Origin of the sequence: Pseudarthrobacter sp., assembly GCF_036675385.1 — a bacterium.
Lineage (GTDB): Bacteria > Actinomycetota > Actinomycetes > Actinomycetales > Micrococcaceae > Arthrobacter.
Genome location: NZ_JAKFFD010000141.1, coordinates 1 through 16,623, shown reverse-complemented (window position 1 = coordinate 16,623; position 16,623 = coordinate 1). Strand labels below are relative to the sequence as shown.

The following is a 16,623-nucleotide window of genomic DNA, read 5'->3' as shown; positions in this document are numbered from 1 at the left end:
CGTTAAAAGAGTGCGGGTCAAAAACTCATTTGGCAAGGGGGTCGCGTTCGAAGGATGCGGACGGACCGTGCAGAGCCGAGGAGGAGGCCAGGCCTACGTAGAGCCGAAGATCAACGTCCGGGAGGGCAGGTGGTGGCGCGAATGATCAGCTCCGGTGCCACGACTTCGGGTTCGAAAGTGGTCCCCGGCTCCTGCAGCTGACGCAGCAGGTGCACAACGGCCCGACGTCCGGTCTGCTCGAAGGACTGGCTCACCGTGGTGAGGGGCGGATTCGCGTAGGCGGCCAGGGCAATGTTGTCGATTCCCACCACTGAAACGTCCTCAGGTATGCGCCGGCCCAGCTCGCTCATTGCCCGCATGAGGCCAAAAGCCATCTCATCGCTTGCAACCAGGACAGCGGTAACGTCCGGCATCCGGGCCAGGAGGAGGCCGTTGCGGTAGCCCGATTCGGGGGACCAGTCTCCGTAGAGTTCCGGGGGAACTTCACGTCCTGCCTCCGTCAGCGCCGCCCGCCAGCCGGCAACGCGGCTGATGGCATCCGACCATTGGGGCGGTCCGGCCACATGCCAGACGGTGCGATGTCCAAGGCCAAGGAGGTGCTCGGTCGCGAGGCGGACAGCGACGGACTGGTCTATTGCGACAACGTCTGCCGACGAAGTGCCGGATCCGTCCAGTGTGACCGTGGGCAGAACGCGGATGAGCTTTTCCAGCGGCTCGTCGAGATCGATGAGGGGGACAGCAATAATCAGGCCGTCAACGCCCTGCTCAATGAGCCTGTTGATGGCCACACCCACCGCCGCTGCATCCAGTGAGGCCGTGGTGGCCGTGTTGACGGTATAGCCCGACTCCCGGGCGGCCTGTTCAACTCCCAGGGCCAAAGCGGCCCGGGAGTAAAAGCTTGATGCAAGGGTAATGAACCCGACTGTCATGGAACGCCCTGTTGCGAGGGCGCGGGGCATGTGGTTGAGCCTGTATCCCAGCCGTTCGACCGCCGCCAGGACTTTCGCGCGGGTGCTCTCCTGAACGTTGGGATGGCCGCTGAGAACCCTGGAAACAGTCTGTGCCGATACCCCCGCAGCCAGAGCTACATCGCGCATGGCTGTACCGCGTCGTCCCGCCTGTGCTGTCACTTTTGCCCCCTAGTTTTAGCCTCCCAGCCAGTATAAGTCAGTTGTTATCCGTAACCCTGTTGGCGCACAAACGATCGAAAACTCTTATCGATTGGGGGTTGTTATGGGTAACATTGCGTGTAATACTCGTCACTTACAGGGACCGGCCAGCTTCGTCGGTACCCACCGGCAAACGAATCTGGAACCCGTTCCGCTTTCTGCCACTCAAGTCACTTCGGCCCGTTCGGGCTGTCCTGCTGCGGTCACAAGGAGAAAAAATGAAAAAGTCAACCATTTGGGCTGCGGGTGTGGCCGCAGTCGGAGCTTTGGCCCTGACGGCGTGCGGCACCGGGGGAGGCGGTGAGCCGGCAACGTCCGGTTCGCCCGCAGGCGTTCAGGAAGTAAAATTCTGGGGCTGGGCGCCTGGCTACGCTGACGCCGTCAAGGCCTTCAACGCCTCCCACCCGGACATCAAAGTCGTTTACGAAGAGGTCCAGCCAGGTGCCAAGGGCGGCTACGAGAAAATGCTCAATGCGGTCAAAGCCGACAGCGCGGCCTGCCTGGGACAGGTTGGGTATGAAACCCTGACAAGTTTCGCGGCCCAGGGCGCCCTGGAAGACGTCACCAGCTACGCCAGTAAGAACGAGGGCGAGTACGTTGACTGGACCTGGAAGGCGGTGAGCCCCGGCGGAAAGGTCTATGCCGCACCTGTTGACACCGCTCCGATGGCGCTGTTCTACAACAATGAGCTCTTTGCCCAGCACGGCGTCGCAGTGCCCACAACGTGGGACGAATACAAGCAGGCCGCTGAGAAGCTCAAGGCCGCGGACAGCAATATATCCATCTCTTCGCCTTACCTGAACTACGACTACGCCGGCTTGGCCTGGCAGGCCGGAGCTCCGTGGTTTGGTATCGACGGCGACAGCTGGGACGTTTCGCTCGACTCGGACGCCAACAAGAAGGTGGCCGATTACTGGCAAGGTCTGGTGGACGCCAAGGTCATCAGCGAGGCACCCATGTACGATCCTGCCTGGTTCAAGGGACTGGGTGACGGCTCCATTGCCACGCTCGTTGGCCCCGTGTGGCAAGCCGGCGTCATCAAGGGTGACGCCAAAGCCGGTGCCGGCAAATGGGCTGTAGCTCCCATGCCCCAGTGGGCTGCCGGGGAGGACAAAGTTGGCAACGCGGGTGGCTCGGCTACCGCAGTGCTCAAGGGCTGCGACACTCCTGAGGCTGCCTGGACCTTCGCCAACTGGATGAGTACCGATAAGGACGCCTACTCCGCACTGATCGAAGAGGCGGCCCTGTACCCGGCCGCGAAAGCACTTCTTGACCTGCCGTCCCTGACCAAGCCCGATGAGTACTTCAGCGGCCAAAAGATCTTTGACGTTTTCAAGGCTGCCTCGAACAACGTGGACACCAGCTGGGTCTGGGGACCCAACATGCCCCAGACAACCAAAGACCTGGACGACGGGCTCTCAAAGGCATGGGCCGGTAACGGAACACTCGCCGACGCTTTCAGCGCCGCGCAAACCAAGACAGTGGATGCCCTCAAGGCCCAGGGCCTGAGCGTCAAGTAAACAGACGGCCAAGAAGACGGCCGACGACGACGTGTGGCCGGCCTCAAGAGCGCGGCCGGCCACACTGCCGCTGAAACGCCAAACACGATTTCTACCAAGGGGAGGCACCATGAGTGCGTCGACCAGTTTGGGCCATGCCTCGGGCATGAAGCCCAGGCCCAAGCCAAAGGCACGAACCAGCGGACGCCTCCGCACGCCCGTAATGTTCCTGGCACCGTTCCTGATCATCTTCATAGCCATGTACCTGGTTCCCATCGGATTTGCCCTCCAGCAGAGCTTCCTTAAAACCCAGCGATCGGGCTTGGGACTGGGCGGGCCGTCCACTCCTGTTTTCGACCCATGGTTCAACTACGGACGCATTTTCACTGACGAGGCATTCATTGGATCCCTGGGGCGCGTGCTTGTCTTCGGCGTGGTGCAAGTCCCGCTCATGCTGGGCTTTGCCTTGTTGCTCGCCCTCCTGCTGGATTCAAAGTCGATCCGCGGCAAGTCGTTCTTCCGGCTGACCAGCTTCATGCCTTACGCCGTGCCCGGCGTCATAGCCGCCCTCATGTGGTCCTTTCTCTACTCGCCATCCTCGAGCCCCATCAACAACGCGCTGGCACCACTGGGAATAGACATCCCCTTCATGAGCGAGGAGCTGGTGCTGTGGGCGGTGGCCAACATCGTGACCTGGGGATGGACCGGCTACAACATGATCATCATCTATTCAGCCATCCAGACCATTCCCGCCGAGGTGCTGGAATCTGCAAAGCTCGACGGCGCGTCCCCCGCGCGCATCGCGTGGAACATCAAGATCCCCATGGTCCGCCCGGCGATCATCCTCACGGCTGTGTTCTCCATCATCGGCACGGCGCAACTGTTCAACGAACCAACTGTCCTCCAGGCAATCTCGGGCGGCTCCATCAACTCGGCCTTCACACCCTTGATGTCGGCCCGCGCCGCAGTGCAGTCCCAGGACTATGCCTACGCCGGAGCCCAGTCCGTGGTGCTTGCCCTTCTCGTCGGAGTCCTCTCCTTTGCCTTCTTCAAGCTCACCAACCGAGGTGAAAAGTGACTCTGCACGCTAGGGACAGGGTCACTGTTTCGACCCCGACAAACATCCGTCCAAACAAGCCAAGCAAGCCAAGCAACCGAAGCAAGCCCGGCAGGAGTTCAGATCGCGAAACTACCCTGACCAGCCGTGTTGGTGTCCTTGCCGTCATGCTCGTTTCCGCCCTCTATTTCCTCCTGCCGGTTTGGTGGCTTGTTGTTGCCGCCAACAAAAAGCATGGCGAACAGTTCTCCGGATCCGGGCTCTGGTTCGATGGCGTCCACATCATCGAAAACGTCCGCATCCTCATGACGGAGGGGGATGGGATCTTCCTGCGCTGGATGCTGAACAGTATTCTCTATGCCGGGCTGGGAGCCACCGTCGGGACGTTCTTGTCCGCCATGGCCGGCTATGCGCTGGCGAAGTACAGTTTTCCGGGCCGCGGCCTGATCTTCTCCACGATCCTCGCAGCAGTACTGATTCCCAAGATCATGTTTACGCTTCCGCTGTTCATGATGTTCAGCAACGTCAGCCTGATCAACAACCCCCTGGCAGTACTGCTCCCGAGCATCGTGAGCCCTTTCGGTGTATACCTTTCGCGGGTATTTGCTGCGCAGTCAGTTCCCGATGAGCTCATTGAAGCCGGGCGGCTCGACGGAGCGGGTGAATTCCGGATCTTCTCCGACATCTCTGTTCGCGTCATGGCGCCAGCACTCGTCACGATTTTCCTCTTCAACTTCGTTGAAATATGGAACAACTACCTGCTGCCCGCCATGGTGCTGAACGACTCGGCCCTGCAACCGGTCACGGTAGGACTCGTTGCGTGGAACGGCAGCAACGGAAATGTACCGCAAGCGACGGTTGTCGTCGGCGCATTGCTGTCCATCATTCCCCTCATCGTCGCCTTCCTGTGCCTCCAGCGCTTCTGGCGGGCCGGACTCACCGCGGGAGCTGTCAAATGACAACCAGCACCACCACATCCACCCGGCCAAACCTCGGCGATGAATCGAACATGGCCGAGCTCGGACAATTCCCAACAGCGGCCGCGCTCACCTACGACGGGAACGGATTCTTCCGTCACGGCCGATCCCACCGAATCCTGGCCGGGGCCATCCACTACTTCCGCGTCCATCCCGGCCAATGGGAGGACCGACTGTCCCGGCTCAAGGCTATGGGCCTGAACACCGTCGATACCTACGTTGCCTGGAATTTCCACCAGCCGCGCGCAACCGACGTGCCGGACTTCAGCGGCTGGCGCGATCTGGAACGCTTCATAGAACTTGCAGGCAGCCTCGGCATGGACGTCATCGTCAGGCCTGGCCCGTACATCTGCGCAGAATGGGACAACGGAGGCCTGCCGAACTGGGTCACAGGCCGCGACGACATCGCCTTGCGTTGCAGTGACCCGGTTTTCCAGTCCCAGGTCGAAGAGTGGTTCGACCACCTTCTCCCGATCATCGAACGCCAGCAGGCCGCCAACGGGGGCCCCGTCGTCGCCGTCCAAATCGAAAACGAATACGGCAGTTACGGGGATGACCACAGCTATATCCGCTGGAACCGCGACGCACTACTGGACCGGGGGATTACCGAGCTGCTTTTCACCGCGGATGGGGGCACCGATTATTATCTCGACGGCGGCGCCATCGAAGGCACCCTGGCGGCAGCCACGTTGGGGAGCCGCGGGGACGAGGCCATCGAAATATGGAAACGGCGCCGTCCTGGTGAACCCTTCCTGAATATCGAGTTCTGGAACGGCTGGTTTGACCACTGGGGCGAGAAGCACAACACCCGCGACGCCGCGGATGCTGCCGCAGAAATACGGAAGATCCTTGACGGGGGCGGTTCGATTTGCCTGTACATGGCCCACGGCGGCACCAACTTTGGTCTCGGCTCCGGAAGCAACCACGACGGGACCAAACTGCAGCCCACCGTGACGAGCTATGACTCGGACGCTCCGGTGGCCGAACACGGTGCACTGACCGAGAAGTTCCACGCGCTCCGGGCCGAGTTCCTGCGGCTGGGAACGGGGAGCCAAGAAATACCAGCCGAGCTCCTCGCCCGGACGCCCACACTTTCCCCCCGGCAGCTTGCACTCACCCGCGGGCCACGGATGTTGGACGTGGTCCGCCATGCGGCCGCCCCGGTACGGAGTCTCCGGCCACTCAGCTTCGAAGACCTGGGGCTGCCGGCCGGCATGATCCTGTATCGAGCCCAGGCCAGCCTGCCTGACCGCGACACCACCATCAGGATCGTGGACCTGCACGACCGCGCCTATGTCCATGTCAACGGGCAATTCGTTGGTCTGCTGGATGCCAACAGCGGCTGGGACGGTGTAACCGTCAGGGGCGACGGATCCGAAGTGGAGCTCGAAATAGTGGTTGAGAATCAGGGCTACATCAACTACGGACCACGCTACGGAGAGCGGAAGGGCATCCTGGGGGGAGTCCTCATTGACCAGCGCTACGTGTTCCACTGGGACCAGACGCCGGTGGCCCTCGCCGATTTCGACGCGGCCCGGCTTGCAGAACTCCAGACCGCAGCAAGCGGCTCCACCCCGGAGACACATACCCCGGAGACTCATACACCGAACGGCCTGGCGACCGCCACCTTCCTCATCGATGAACCGGCCGACACGTTCATTGCCCTGCCCGGTTTCGCCAAGGGGTTCCTGTGGATCAATGGAGTACTGCTTGGCCGCTACTGGCAGGAGGGACCCCAAGTAACCCTCTACGTTCCGGGCCCGCTGCTGTCACCCGGAGAGAACACCATCGTCGTCCTGGAACTCGAGAATTTTGGCGTGGAACTGGAACTGGAATTGCGGGCACAACCGGAACTCGGCTCGACCACAAGGCATCAGGAGTCCCTCCTCTGATCAGCTACGCCGGATCAGTCCTCCGCGATCACCGCAACGGAACCAGCGCCCGCACTATCACCCGCACCAACCGCATGCCGCGTCAGGGACGGCACGCCCCCCAGCGGATACTCGGTGAGAGTCTGCACCGCTTCGGCCCCCGCGAGGTGGACATGCTCGCTCCACACCGAAGACACCCCGCCGCCGCTCAACTTCAACCGCCCGCCGGCCAGCAGCGGATGGAATCCCTCCACCCGGATCCCCAGCAGCTCCCGGAAAGCGCCGGGGTAGCCGCCCATCCGGATGTGGCCTGCCCGTCGACAATCCTGCTGAAATACGTCACCAGCACTGTGGCTCCGGCCCGCGCGGCGGCGGCAATGTTTGCGGCGGCCGCGTTAGTCACCGAAGAGCGTGCACACCAGGACCAGGCCGTAGCCCTCCAGCGACGCGGACGGATGGACCAGATCCACCGCGACCCCGCGCAGGAACAGCGAGTGACGCTTATGACAATGCCGCGGCCGAGACAGTGATGGGGATGTTCAAGAACGAGGCCGTCGCGAAGGATTCACCGTTCCGCAGCGGGGCGTTGAAGACCGAAACCGACGTGATGGAGATCGTCTTCGAGTGGGTCCACTGGTGGATCACTGTACGGGGCGTTCCAACCGGCGGAACAAACGTACAAAACCCTCCCAGGTCCGAAACATATCGCGGATCTGGGAGGGTTTTGTGCGTTTGTTAGGACGAGAAAGCCACCTCCAGGGTGAGGGCGCCGGGGTGGGGGATTCGCAGGAGGTGCTGCCGGCGGTCGCCATCTTCGAAGATGGTACGGGCGGTGTCCGTCAGGGTCACGTTTTCTCTGGCGCCCCACTTCAGCTTCATTTTGACGCCGCTGCGCGTGAGGCACAGCCCCGTCGCCGCGGCCGCTGAGTTCTGCCCCCACGTCGGGGACCCACTGCCACTGCCCAACCATTGCAGCGCATCGCCTTGTTGAAGCAGCAGCGGGATCTGCTCGGTGCCGGCCGACGGGGCCGTGACGGTGCGGGTGAAGCCGGTGTCGGCCACGTCGGTGACTGTCTTAATCCCCGTCGCGGAGGACGCGGTGATGCTAAAATCGCCCGTCACCGCGCCGAGCCCAGTGATGGCGACCGGTGCTCCACCGGAGGCAAACGCCGCGGTCAGCGTCGCACGTGCCTCATCGACCCCGTCACCGAGAATCGTGCCCCAGAAATCATCGTCAACAGCGGCATTGTTAAACCCCACGATGGTCGTACCCATTGTCGGGTGCCACAGCAGCTGCGAACCATTACGCACCCTCGTCGACGCGCGTTGCCCAAACAGCGAGGCGAGGTAGTAGCGCGGGCGCCGGACAAACACAAACTGCATCCCCAGCACCCCTGTCCGCGCCTCCGTGAACCGTGACGACGCAATCGTGGGCAGGGCGGCAAGCGCCGCCGAGCGGTCGGCTGCACTCGCCAGCGGCGCGTTCGCGGTAACGTGCATCCACAGCCGAGGAGATGTGTTCTGCTTCGCCCGCCCCACAATCGGATCGGTCGACGCAGCCCACTGGGCACGCGCCGTATTGACGGTGCTGACGCTGGGACGATACGCAGCAAACCCTGGCACAGCCGGGAGAAGCTCCCCGGTGAAAGCCGTGCGGTCCCGCGCGTCGCTGAAAGCGTCCGTGATCGGAACGCTGCCACCCGTGCGCGCGGATGCCGAACCCATGCCGATATATCCGGATCCATCGGGCTCACGCACGGTGACCAGACTGAGTATCCCGAGCCACCGTTCAGCCATATCGAGCAGCCGTTGGTCGCCGGTGACCCGATAAAGGTCGGCCATATCGGGTACCTGGACCTCATGGCTGTACGCCAGATCAAGCCCGGTTGGTTCATAAAACCATCCCCCGGACGCTTGTGCGCGGGCGGAGAAGACACCGATGCCCGTATCCACCGCCGCCGTCAGCGCACTGTCGCCAAGAGCCTCGGCGGCATGAGCGCAGCCTACGAGCCCCGCGATGGTCTGATTGGCAAACCGGATGATGGTTGTTGGTGTGCCCCACGTGGTCGAATTGCTCAGATCGAGAAACCAGGACGCGGCCAGGCGCAGAGCATCCTCCATCTGTGTTCGTCGAGCCGGGAGCACGGATGCGGCCTCCAACTGCCGATACGCCTCCGTGAGCGACACCAGACCAAAGCCCGTCGCTGCCCTGCTGTGTTCGACGGCCGAATACTCAGGCCAGGACCCGTCGCTGTGTTGGAGATCGAGATAGAACCCGATCGCAGCATCGAGTCGGGCAAGCAGTGCGGGGTCACCAGCGTAGGGGTTCCAACTGCGCGCATTCGCATAGAACCAGGCGAGCGTGGCAACGTGCTCCTGAACACGAGCGTTAAAGGGCTCCGAAGGTGTGCGCCACCATCCGCCCGACATCCATCCGTGCATCGGACCGCCATCGGTGACGATGTCGTTGGCCATGGCCGCCACGATCACAAGGTAGTCGGCCAGCACCTGTTCCACGGGATCAAAGGCGGTTCGATCCGAAGGGGTGGCGAGTTCCTGCACTAAGGGCAATGCGCCACCGGCCGTGGTGGCCGCCGCGGGCGACAGCCGCCCGGGAGGCGAAAGAGTGAGGACCGACGCGGCGGCAAATCCGCCGATGATCAACCCCCTCCGCGTCAGAATGGGCTGGATTGCACCGGGCACCTGGTCAGACGTCGTCATCGACGGTCCTCTCTCTTTTTTGAACGCCGCGCCGGATGGCGCGTCGAAAACTACCAGCGCAGCGCCGGGTCCCAGCGCAGCTGTGCCCCATGGGCAACCAGGTCGTCCTGGAATGTGGCGAGGAGGCGCTCATCGTTGCGAACCGCCCGCGGGGTGATGGCGCCCGCCACCGCAAACGACGCAATCGCGCCCGCGGCCTCGCCAATCGACCACTCGACTGGCTGCAGCCGATAGCTGCCATTTGTGATCTGCGTGGTGCCGATATTCTTCGCGGCTGCGAGGAGGTTGTCGACGCGGCGGGGGATGAGCGCGCCGAGCGGGATTTCAAACGGCTGCGGTCGTCCACCCCCGCCGGGATGTCCACCGGTGGAGGGATGCCGATCAATCCAGAAATAGTGGCCGACGCCCACCGAGTCCGGATACGAGACCGCCGGGTTGTCGCCGAGGATCTCAACGGAGAAGTCCTGCTCCACGATCGTCCGCTCGGCCAGGATACGCCGCGACTCCCGGTAGTAGGGCACCTTGGCGAAGCCATCGGCCGTGCCGGCGATATCGGGACGAAGACGCAATCCCGGCCATCCGGTGCCACCATCGGGGCGAGGTGCCTCGGTCTGCAGCCAGTAAAGCAGGGATTCGCTCAGTTCCTTCGCCGCGGCTCGGTGCTCTGCCGCATCCGGGGTGCCAAAGAGTGGGCCGCCGATGTAGTCGTTCATGGGCCAGTTGACGATCGTGACGTCGCTGGCGAAGAAGCCGGGCTGGAACTGCCGACGAGCGAGAATGCGACGGTACGTCCACAGCTCCGGCGCTGCGCCCATGTTGCGGTGGTCCACGTCGATCCCAGACGGGTCATCGTCGGGGTTCGGCGTGAGCAGATACGCCCGAGCGGGATCGCCGGAGTGCTCCGGTGCCCGCCCGAAGCCCAGAATCCGCTCGCCGTGCAGCTGCGAGGGCCGCCAGTCGCGGAAGTGTTCATAACGGGCGGGGCGATCGATCGTGTGATCCTCGCCGTCTCGATGATCTATGGCAAAACACCAAGTCACCCCCTGCATGTCGAGCAGGTCGGCCGTATCGGCGGCGCTCGGCTCACCAGTCTGTTCGCGGGACTCACGACCGGTCACGTGCTCCACGCCACCGAGCTCCAGCAGATCGCCAAGTTCCGTCGCGTCGAGCACAACGGACGCCGAGACCACGATCTCGGCACCGTCTGCGGTCTCAAACGTGACCGCGTCGATGCGGTCCCAGGACGTGGCAACGGAGACGGGTCGTGTCTCGAGCAGGATGGTTAGCTGCCCCGCCGAGACAAAGGGGCGAAGCAGGCCGTCGATCACCGAGAGGATCACGCGAGGCTCAACGCAGACCGGGCTGACCCAGCCGGCACCGGGGTTGAGATGCGCGTCGGCGGCCGCCTCGTCGGTGAGCGGATAGAAGTCGCGGTAGTGGGAGCGCAGCAGATCGCGGAATCGTGCATAGCTCGCGTTGCGTCCGGTCGTTTCGACACGGATGTGCTCGTCGCTCGGCACCAGCTGTGTCGTGAGCTGCCCACCGAGCCAGTCCGTTTCCTCCGTGAGGACAACGCGCCGTCCGCGCTCCAGTGCCGCGAGGGCTGCGGAGACACCGCCAACGCCTCCGCCCACGATCAGGATTTCGGTGTCTTGCTCGGTCATCATCAGCCTTTCAATATTTATCGCGAATTTATGCTCTAATTCCCGAGAATAATTGCACGAGTATCGTAGAGCGTCAAGTCTTTCGACGCGGCATTAGACTCGATGCAGTCACCCGTGAAGGAAGGAGCGCCATGAGCGCGAAGAAGCGTGCAACAGCGTCGCTCTCGGATATTGCTGAGCAAGCGGGGGTCTCTATCTCCACCGTTTCGAAGGTTGCAAACGGGCAGCCCGATGTCGCTGCAGCCACGCGAAAGCGCGTCGAAAGGCTGCTGGCCGAGAGCAGCTATGTGCCGCTGAAGCGGCGCCACATTGCGCCTCAGGAGCGCATCACATTTCTCACGCGCACCATGAACTCTCCCCTCACGCTCGACGTCCTTCGCGGCGCGGCGGCCGAGGCGCAAGCGCATGATCTTGATCTTGTGATCTCGGTGCATCCGGACGACACGGATCTGAGGTGGATCGATGACCTCGGCGGCGGCCGCACGGCCGTCGTGGCCGTGCGACCGACGCTGGACGCAGACCAGCGCGCCCGCTTCCGCCTGCTCGGAATTCCGCTCATCGTGGTGGATCCGTACACTCGTCCGGATGACGTGTCTTACAGTGTTGGTGCCACCAACTGGGCGGGCGGACTAGAAGCTACCGAGCACCTCATTGCAGCGGGCCACCGCAGGATCGGGATGCTCACCGGTGTTGCCGATACCCAGTCGTCCCTCGCCAGGCAGCACGGGTATCTCGCCGCTCTGGGTGCGCGCGGCATCCCGGCGGATCCGGAGCTGATCCGACACGGCGAGTTCTCCTACGACTCCGGCCTGGCCGACGGCACCACACTCCTGAGTCTCCCCAACCCGCCCACCGCGATCTTCGCCGCGAGCGATTTTCAGGCCGCCGGGGTAATCGAGGCTGCGCGGCGCCAAGGCGTGCGCGTGCCTGAGGACCTCAGTGTGATCGGCTTTGACGACCAGATTGTTGCGCGGATGACGGCGCCTCAGCTAACCAGTGTTCGGCAGCCGTCAGAGGAGATGGGCAAACATGCGGTGCGCGTCGCGCGGCAGCTCCTCCTAGGGGAAGAGCCGATGGCGCGTCACACCGAGTTGGCGACAACGCTTGTGGTGCGCGGTTCAGTCGGCGAACCCCGCGTTCGATAACTATCGAGAAATTTCTCTTGTATTGTCGGGAATCGTTGATAGCATGATTCTCGACACCGGTGAGCAGTTGGCGCCGAGGTCGTCCTCGGCCCTTGTACGAAGGAGTACCTGCTCATGAATCTGCCGTCCCGGAGGGTTGCCCTCCTTAGCGTCCTCGCTATTACAGCAACATCACTCGTAGCCTGTAGCCCACCGGGTGCCGCGAACGGTGGCCCTGTGGACCTAACGATGGCCGTCTGGTCGGCAAACAAGGACCACCTCGCACTGTTCGACAAGATCGCCGAAGGCTACCTCGCCGATAACAGCGAGGTGAACTCGATCACTTTCGAGACGATCACTAACCAGGACTACATAGCCGGCCTCACCACCCGCATCGCCGGCGGCAACGTTCCGGATCTTGCCTGGATCCCCGAGGCGAACGCCCCGGAATTCATTCAGAGTGGAGTTCTCGCAGACCTCACCGACACTTTCAAGAGCGCCGATGGCTACAACCTCGACGACCTCTTGCCGAGTGCGACCGCGCTCTGGGAGAAGGAGGGCGCTCTCTACGCCTACCCGTTCTCGAACAGCCCGTTCGCAATGTACGTGAACCGTGACATCCTCAAAGCAGCCGGACAGCCGGACGTGTCAGCACTCGTGGGCACGAGTGAGTACACCTGGGACACGATCGCCGACATCGCAGCGGCCGTCAAGGCGACCACAGGGAACTCTGGATTGGTTGTTCCCTCCTTCTCGCCGACTACTTGGGACAACCTCACCCCGCTTTGGGCATCGTGGGGCGCCGCACCCTGGACGGATGACTCCACCAGCTGCACGTTCAGCAAACCCGCGATGGTTGATTTCCTCTCCTGGTTCCAGACCCAGACCGATCGCGGTGCCATGCCCGCCGTCACCACGGTGGCGCAGAACCCGGTTTTTGCCACAGGCAACGTCGCGTTCAGCGTGGCGCAGCTCAGCGCATCGGGTGCCCTCGACGACAGCTTCGAGTGGGATTTCCTTCCGCTGCCCGCGGGCCCGGATGGTAAGCAGGGTGTGATCGGCCAGGCCGGCATCGGTGTGGTGGCGAAGAGCAAGCACGTGGATGCCTCGACCGACTTTCTGGCGTACTTCACAAACGCCGTGAACTCGGAGAAGCTCGCCACCTACTTCCCGCCGTCTCGCAAGTCACTCATGAACATTGAGACGCTCTCGGCCGCCGCCCCGAAGCTCAGCGAGGGACAGATCCAGTCGGCGATCATCGACGTGGTTCCCGACGCAACCGTCAAGGCCTCGAGTCCCGTCTACTCGCGGGTGACCGGTCTTGTGAGCTCGGCTCTTGATTCGGTGTGGACTGGTGGAGATGTCGCAGCCGCGACCTCCGCCGTCTGCAATGCCGCTCAGCCCGTCCTCGGACGCTGACGCACTGTGTCGTCCGCAACCCGCACGCGGGCGATGACTCGCCCGGTCCGGCGGCGCCTCGATGGAGGCGACCGCTGGATAGGACTGGCGTTCGTCGCCCCACAGTTCATCGGTGTTCTGGTGCTCGGTATCATCCCTTTCATCGCGGTCATCTGGTACAGCCTCAACGAATGGACTCCGCTCACCGGCACCTTTAACTTCATTGGGATTGACAACTACACCCAACTGTTTGGCGACCAGCGGTTCTATAACTCCCTCCGGTCGAGTTTCCTCTTTGGTGCCGGGATCGTCACGCTTAATCTTGTTCTTGCGCTCAGCCTCGCGCTGCTCCTCAACAATCGGATGCGCGGCATAGCCACTTTCCGTGCGTTTTTCTTCTCGCCGGTTGTGGTGTCGATCATCTCCTGGTCGATCGTCTGGAACTTCCTCCTCGCTCCGGAGGGCGGTCTCAACGGCATGCTTGCGATGTTTGGCATTGACGGCGCCGGATGGCTGACCAGTCCGGCGACGGCGCTTCCGTCGGTTGTTGTTATCCAGGTGTTCAAGGGGGTTGGCATGAACATGGTGCTGTTCCTCGCGGCGCTGCAGGGGGTTCCGGGGGAGATCAAGGAAGCCGCACGATTGGATGGGGCGGGGCCGCGTCGGTCGTTCTTTTCCATCACGCTGCCGATGATCTCGCCGACGGTCCTTCTCGCCGGCATTCTCACCACCATCGGTTCGCTGGAGGTGTTCGCACCGATCCAGTTGCTGACCCAGGGCGGACCAGCCGACTCGACGCTGATCTTGCCATATTTCCTATACCAGACCGCGTTTCAGCAGCAGCAGTTCGGGTATGCCAGTGCCATCGGCGTTGTGCTCTTCACCGTGATTCTCGTGTTGACCATGGTGCAGTGGATGTCGCGCAAGAAGTGGGTTAATGATGAAAACTGAAATTTCTGAGGTCCAGACTCCGGAGGCCCCTGAAGCCGTTGTCTCGTTCCGGGTAGCGCCTCCACGAAAAACCAAGGCAAACCGCGATTCGCGCGGATCGCGCGCCCGCAGTCGGATTAACACCGTGGTGCTCTATGCGATCCTCGTCCTCCTCTCGATCCCGTTTATCTATCCGACGGTTTGGATGATCTTCAGCTCGTTCAAGCCGACGTCGGAGATCTTCTCGCAGCCGCCCAGGCTCTGGCCGGTGGAGTGGACGCTGGATGGGTTTGCGAAGATCTTCACGGCTCAGCCGTTCCTGCAGCAGTACGGGAACTCGCTGTACATCGCGTTCATCGTAACGGCGGGATCGCTCGCCGTATCGGGGCTGGCGGGCTACGCGTTTGCGCGGATGCGGTTTCCGTTCCGTAACACCATGTTTGTGATCCTTCTTGCCTCCATGATGGTGCCCAGTGAAGTAACGATCATCCCGATCTTCACGGCGGTGAACGCGATAGGGCTCACCGACACCCATTGGCCGCTCATCCTGATGCCCCTGCTTGGTCCCTCCTCGGTGGTGTCGGTGTTCATCTTCCGGCAGTACTTCCTGTCGCTGCCAGGGGAACTTGAGGAGGCCGCTCGACTGGACGGGCTGGGGCGAGTGGGCATCTTCACGCGAATCGCATTCCCGCTTGCGCGGCCGGCGATCGCGGCGGTCACAATCCTTACGTTCCTACGGTCGTTCAACATGTACTTTGAACCGCTGATCTTCCTGACAACCCCGGAGAAATTTACTGTGGCGCTGGGAATCACGCGGTATCAGGACGGGTATGGTGAGCCGCTGTGGACCACCCAGCTCGGAGCCGCGTCGCTCACGGTGATCCCGATCCTGATTGTTTTCCTCCTTGCGCAGAAGCAGTTCATCGAAGGAATCGCCGGCACGGGGGTGAAGGGCTAACCTGTGGTCGGCCTGCTGCGCAGGTCTAGCGCGGCAGGTCTGTGTGTGTGCGGCCAGCTGACTCCTTCAGTTCCATGCTGCATCTATCGAGCCGCCACCGCACCCCGCGTCAGTCCTCCGCGATCACCGCAACGGAACCGGCCGCAACAGTCCCCGCAAACGCCGCGCCCGTCAGCAGGTCAACGCCGGCGGCCTCCACCGCCGCGGCTGAGCGTGAGTGGTTGATCGCGAACAGGAAGCTGCCGCCGTCGTCGGCCCGTCGACGTACGAGTTCCACACCGCGGTCGGCGGCGGCAACGGGAGCGACGCCGGACTCGGCCAGCAGCCGGTCCACGGCCGCTTCGATGCCGTCGCGGTCCGGGAACGTCGCCAGGTACCAGGCAGCACCGGAGCCAACTGCATGCCGCGTCAGCGACGGCACGCCCTCCAACGGATACTCGGTGAAAGTCTGCACCGCCTCAGCGCCGGCGAGGTGGACGTGCTCGCTCCACACGGACGAGACCCCGCCGTCGCTCAGCTTCAAATGCCCGCCGGCCAGCAGCGGGTGGAATTCCTCCACGCGGATCCCCAGCAGCTCCCGGAAAGCGCCGGGGTAGCCGCCCAGCCGGACGTGGTCCTGCTCGTCCACAATCCCGCTGAAATACGTCACCAGCACCGTGGCTCCGGCCCGCGCGGCAGCAGCGATGTTGGCAGCGGCTGCGTCCGTCACCGAATAGAGCGTGCACACCAGGACCAGGCCGTAGCCCTCCAAGGACGAAGAAGGATGGACCATATCCACCGCGATCCCGCGCAGGAACAGCGACCGGTGGAACGCCCGCAGCACGTCCAGGTACTTCACGTCCTCGCTCGGTTTGGAGTCGATTTCGCTGGCCCACCAGGCTTCGTAGTCGAACACGATCGCCACGCGGGATTCCACCCGCGAGCCGCGCACCGATGCGAGCCGCTTCAGGGCAGACCCGAGCTCCACCACCTCGCGCCACACCCGTGTGTCGCGGCCGCCGTGCGGGACCATTGCGGAGTGGAATTTCTCGGACCCGGCGAAGCTCTGCCGCCACTGGAAAAACATCACTGCATCCGCTCCACGGGCCACATGGGCCAGGGAGTTGCGCAGCATTTCGCCGGGCATCTTGGGCTGGTTGCGCGGCTGCCAGTTGACGGCCGACGTCGAATGTTCCATCAGGATCCACGGCTCGCCGCCCGCGATTCCCCGGGTCAGGTCCGCGCTGAACGCGAGTTCGATCTGACGCTCGGGATC

The 16,623-nt window shown here is 62.9% G+C and carries 13 protein-coding genes and 1 pseudogene; 8 read left to right on the top strand and 6 right to left on the bottom strand.

All coding sequences use genetic code 11. The annotated features are described in order from the left end of the window. Positions 1 to 110: 110 nt before the first annotated feature. Positions 111 to 1,097: a LacI family DNA-binding transcriptional regulator gene (locus V6M49_RS11025; protein ID WP_141141532.1), complete on the bottom strand. Its 987-nt coding sequence runs from the start codon at positions 1,095 to 1,097 to the stop codon at positions 111 to 113. A 290-nt stretch (positions 1,098 to 1,387) separates the two neighbouring features. Between V6M49_RS11025 and V6M49_RS11020 the strand changes: the two genes are divergently transcribed. The 4 genes from V6M49_RS11020 to V6M49_RS11005 all read left to right on the top strand — a co-directional run bounded on the left by V6M49_RS11020 (position 1,388) and on the right by V6M49_RS11005 (position 6,594). Beyond that, the gene (locus V6M49_RS11020; protein WP_332761134.1) at positions 1,388 to 2,689 is read left to right on the top strand and encodes an ABC transporter substrate-binding protein; all 1,302 of its coding nucleotides are present in this window, start codon (positions 1,388 to 1,390) and stop codon (positions 2,687 to 2,689) included. A 109-nt stretch (positions 2,690 to 2,798) separates the two neighbouring features. Beyond that, entirely contained in the window at positions 2,799 to 3,746 is a 948-nt protein-coding gene (locus tag V6M49_RS11015) for a carbohydrate ABC transporter permease (protein ID WP_210412330.1), read from the top strand. 146 nt (positions 3,747 to 3,892) lie between these two features. Next, positions 3,893 to 4,684 carry a carbohydrate ABC transporter permease gene (locus V6M49_RS11010; RefSeq protein ID WP_332761133.1) on the top strand — a complete coding sequence of 264 codons (792 nt, stop codon included), beginning with the start codon at positions 3,893 to 3,895 and terminating at the stop codon, positions 4,682 to 4,684. Further along, a complete protein-coding gene (locus V6M49_RS11005; protein WP_332761132.1) occupies positions 4,681 to 6,594 on the top strand; it encodes a glycoside hydrolase family 35 protein in 1,914 nt (637 codons plus the stop codon). Before V6M49_RS11010 ends, V6M49_RS11005 begins: the two co-directional genes overlap by 4 nt. Positions 6,595 to 6,653: 59 nt before the next feature. Here V6M49_RS11005 and V6M49_RS11000 read toward each other — a convergent pair. The 4 genes and pseudogenes from V6M49_RS11000 to V6M49_RS10985 all read right to left on the bottom strand — a co-directional run. Then, positions 6,654 to 7,067 (bottom strand): annotated as a pseudogene (locus tag V6M49_RS11000) (beta-galactosidase trimerization domain-containing protein); the annotation flags it as partial. Positions 7,068 to 7,074: 7 nt separating this feature from the next. Further along, entirely contained in the window at positions 7,075 to 7,218 is a 144-nt protein-coding gene (locus V6M49_RS10995) for a hypothetical protein (protein ID WP_332761131.1), read from the bottom strand. Between the two features lie 90 nt (positions 7,219 to 7,308). Then, positions 7,309 to 9,294, bottom strand: a complete 1,986-nt coding sequence (locus V6M49_RS10990; protein WP_141141529.1) for a hypothetical protein — start codon at positions 9,292 to 9,294, stop codon at positions 7,309 to 7,311. A 50-nt stretch (positions 9,295 to 9,344) separates the two neighbouring features. Continuing rightward, positions 9,345 to 10,961: an FAD-dependent oxidoreductase gene (locus V6M49_RS10985; RefSeq protein WP_246848605.1), complete on the bottom strand. Its 1,617-nt coding sequence runs from the start codon at positions 10,959 to 10,961 to the stop codon at positions 9,345 to 9,347. A gap of 128 nt (positions 10,962 to 11,089) precedes the next feature. Between V6M49_RS10985 and V6M49_RS10980 the strand changes: the two genes are divergently transcribed. The 4 genes from V6M49_RS10980 to V6M49_RS10965 all read left to right on the top strand — a co-directional run bounded on the left by V6M49_RS10980 (position 11,090) and on the right by V6M49_RS10965 (position 15,368). Next, positions 11,090 to 12,103 carry a LacI family DNA-binding transcriptional regulator gene (locus V6M49_RS10980; protein ID WP_141141528.1) on the top strand — a complete coding sequence of 338 codons (1,014 nt, stop codon included), beginning with the start codon at positions 11,090 to 11,092 and terminating at the stop codon, positions 12,101 to 12,103. Between the two features lie 228 nt (positions 12,104 to 12,331). Then, positions 12,332 to 13,501 carry an ABC transporter substrate-binding protein gene (locus tag V6M49_RS10975; protein ID WP_332761130.1) on the top strand — a complete coding sequence of 390 codons (1,170 nt, stop codon included), beginning with the start codon at positions 12,332 to 12,334 and terminating at the stop codon, positions 13,499 to 13,501. Positions 13,502 to 13,507: 6 nt separating this feature from the next. Continuing rightward, complete coding sequence (locus V6M49_RS10970) at positions 13,508 to 14,431, top strand: carbohydrate ABC transporter permease (protein ID WP_246848604.1); 924 nt, start codon at positions 13,508 to 13,510, stop codon at positions 14,429 to 14,431. After that, positions 14,418 to 15,368 carry a carbohydrate ABC transporter permease gene (locus V6M49_RS10965; protein WP_210412329.1) on the top strand — a complete coding sequence of 317 codons (951 nt, stop codon included), beginning with the start codon at positions 14,418 to 14,420 and terminating at the stop codon, positions 15,366 to 15,368. Before V6M49_RS10970 ends, V6M49_RS10965 begins: the two co-directional genes overlap by 14 nt. 109 nt (positions 15,369 to 15,477) lie before the next feature. On the opposite strand, the gene V6M49_RS10960 is transcribed toward V6M49_RS10965, so the two are convergent. Continuing rightward, positions 15,478 to 16,623: beta-galactosidase (locus V6M49_RS10960; RefSeq protein ID WP_332761129.1), on the bottom strand; the 1,146-nt coding region annotated here is incomplete at its 5' end.

Excerpts from the sequence above, each read along its gene's own strand:
- V6M49_RS11025 (WP_141141532.1), bottom strand. The coding sequence starts at position 1,097 with ATGCGCGATGTAGCTCTGGCTGCGGGGGTATCGGCACAGACTGTTTCC.
- V6M49_RS11020 (WP_332761134.1), top strand. The coding sequence starts at position 1,388 with ATGAAAAAGTCAACCATTTGGGCTGCGGGTGTGGCCGCAGTCGGAGCT.
- V6M49_RS11015 (WP_210412330.1), top strand. The coding sequence starts at position 2,799 with ATGAGTGCGTCGACCAGTTTGGGCCATGCCTCGGGCATGAAGCCCAGG.
- V6M49_RS11010 (WP_332761133.1), top strand. The coding sequence starts at position 3,893 with ATGCTCGTTTCCGCCCTCTATTTCCTCCTGCCGGTTTGGTGGCTTGTT.
- V6M49_RS11005 (WP_332761132.1), top strand. The coding sequence starts at position 4,681 with ATGACAACCAGCACCACCACATCCACCCGGCCAAACCTCGGCGATGAA.
- V6M49_RS10990 (WP_141141529.1), bottom strand. The coding sequence starts at position 9,294 with ATGACGACGTCTGACCAGGTGCCCGGTGCAATCCAGCCCATTCTGACG.
- V6M49_RS10985 (WP_246848605.1), bottom strand. The coding sequence starts at position 10,961 with ATGATGACCGAGCAAGACACCGAAATCCTGATCGTGGGCGGAGGCGTT.
- V6M49_RS10980 (WP_141141528.1), top strand. The coding sequence starts at position 11,090 with ATGAGCGCGAAGAAGCGTGCAACAGCGTCGCTCTCGGATATTGCTGAG.
- V6M49_RS10975 (WP_332761130.1), top strand. The coding sequence starts at position 12,332 with ATGGCCGTCTGGTCGGCAAACAAGGACCACCTCGCACTGTTCGACAAG.
- V6M49_RS10965 (WP_210412329.1), top strand. The coding sequence starts at position 14,418 with ATGATGAAAACTGAAATTTCTGAGGTCCAGACTCCGGAGGCCCCTGAA.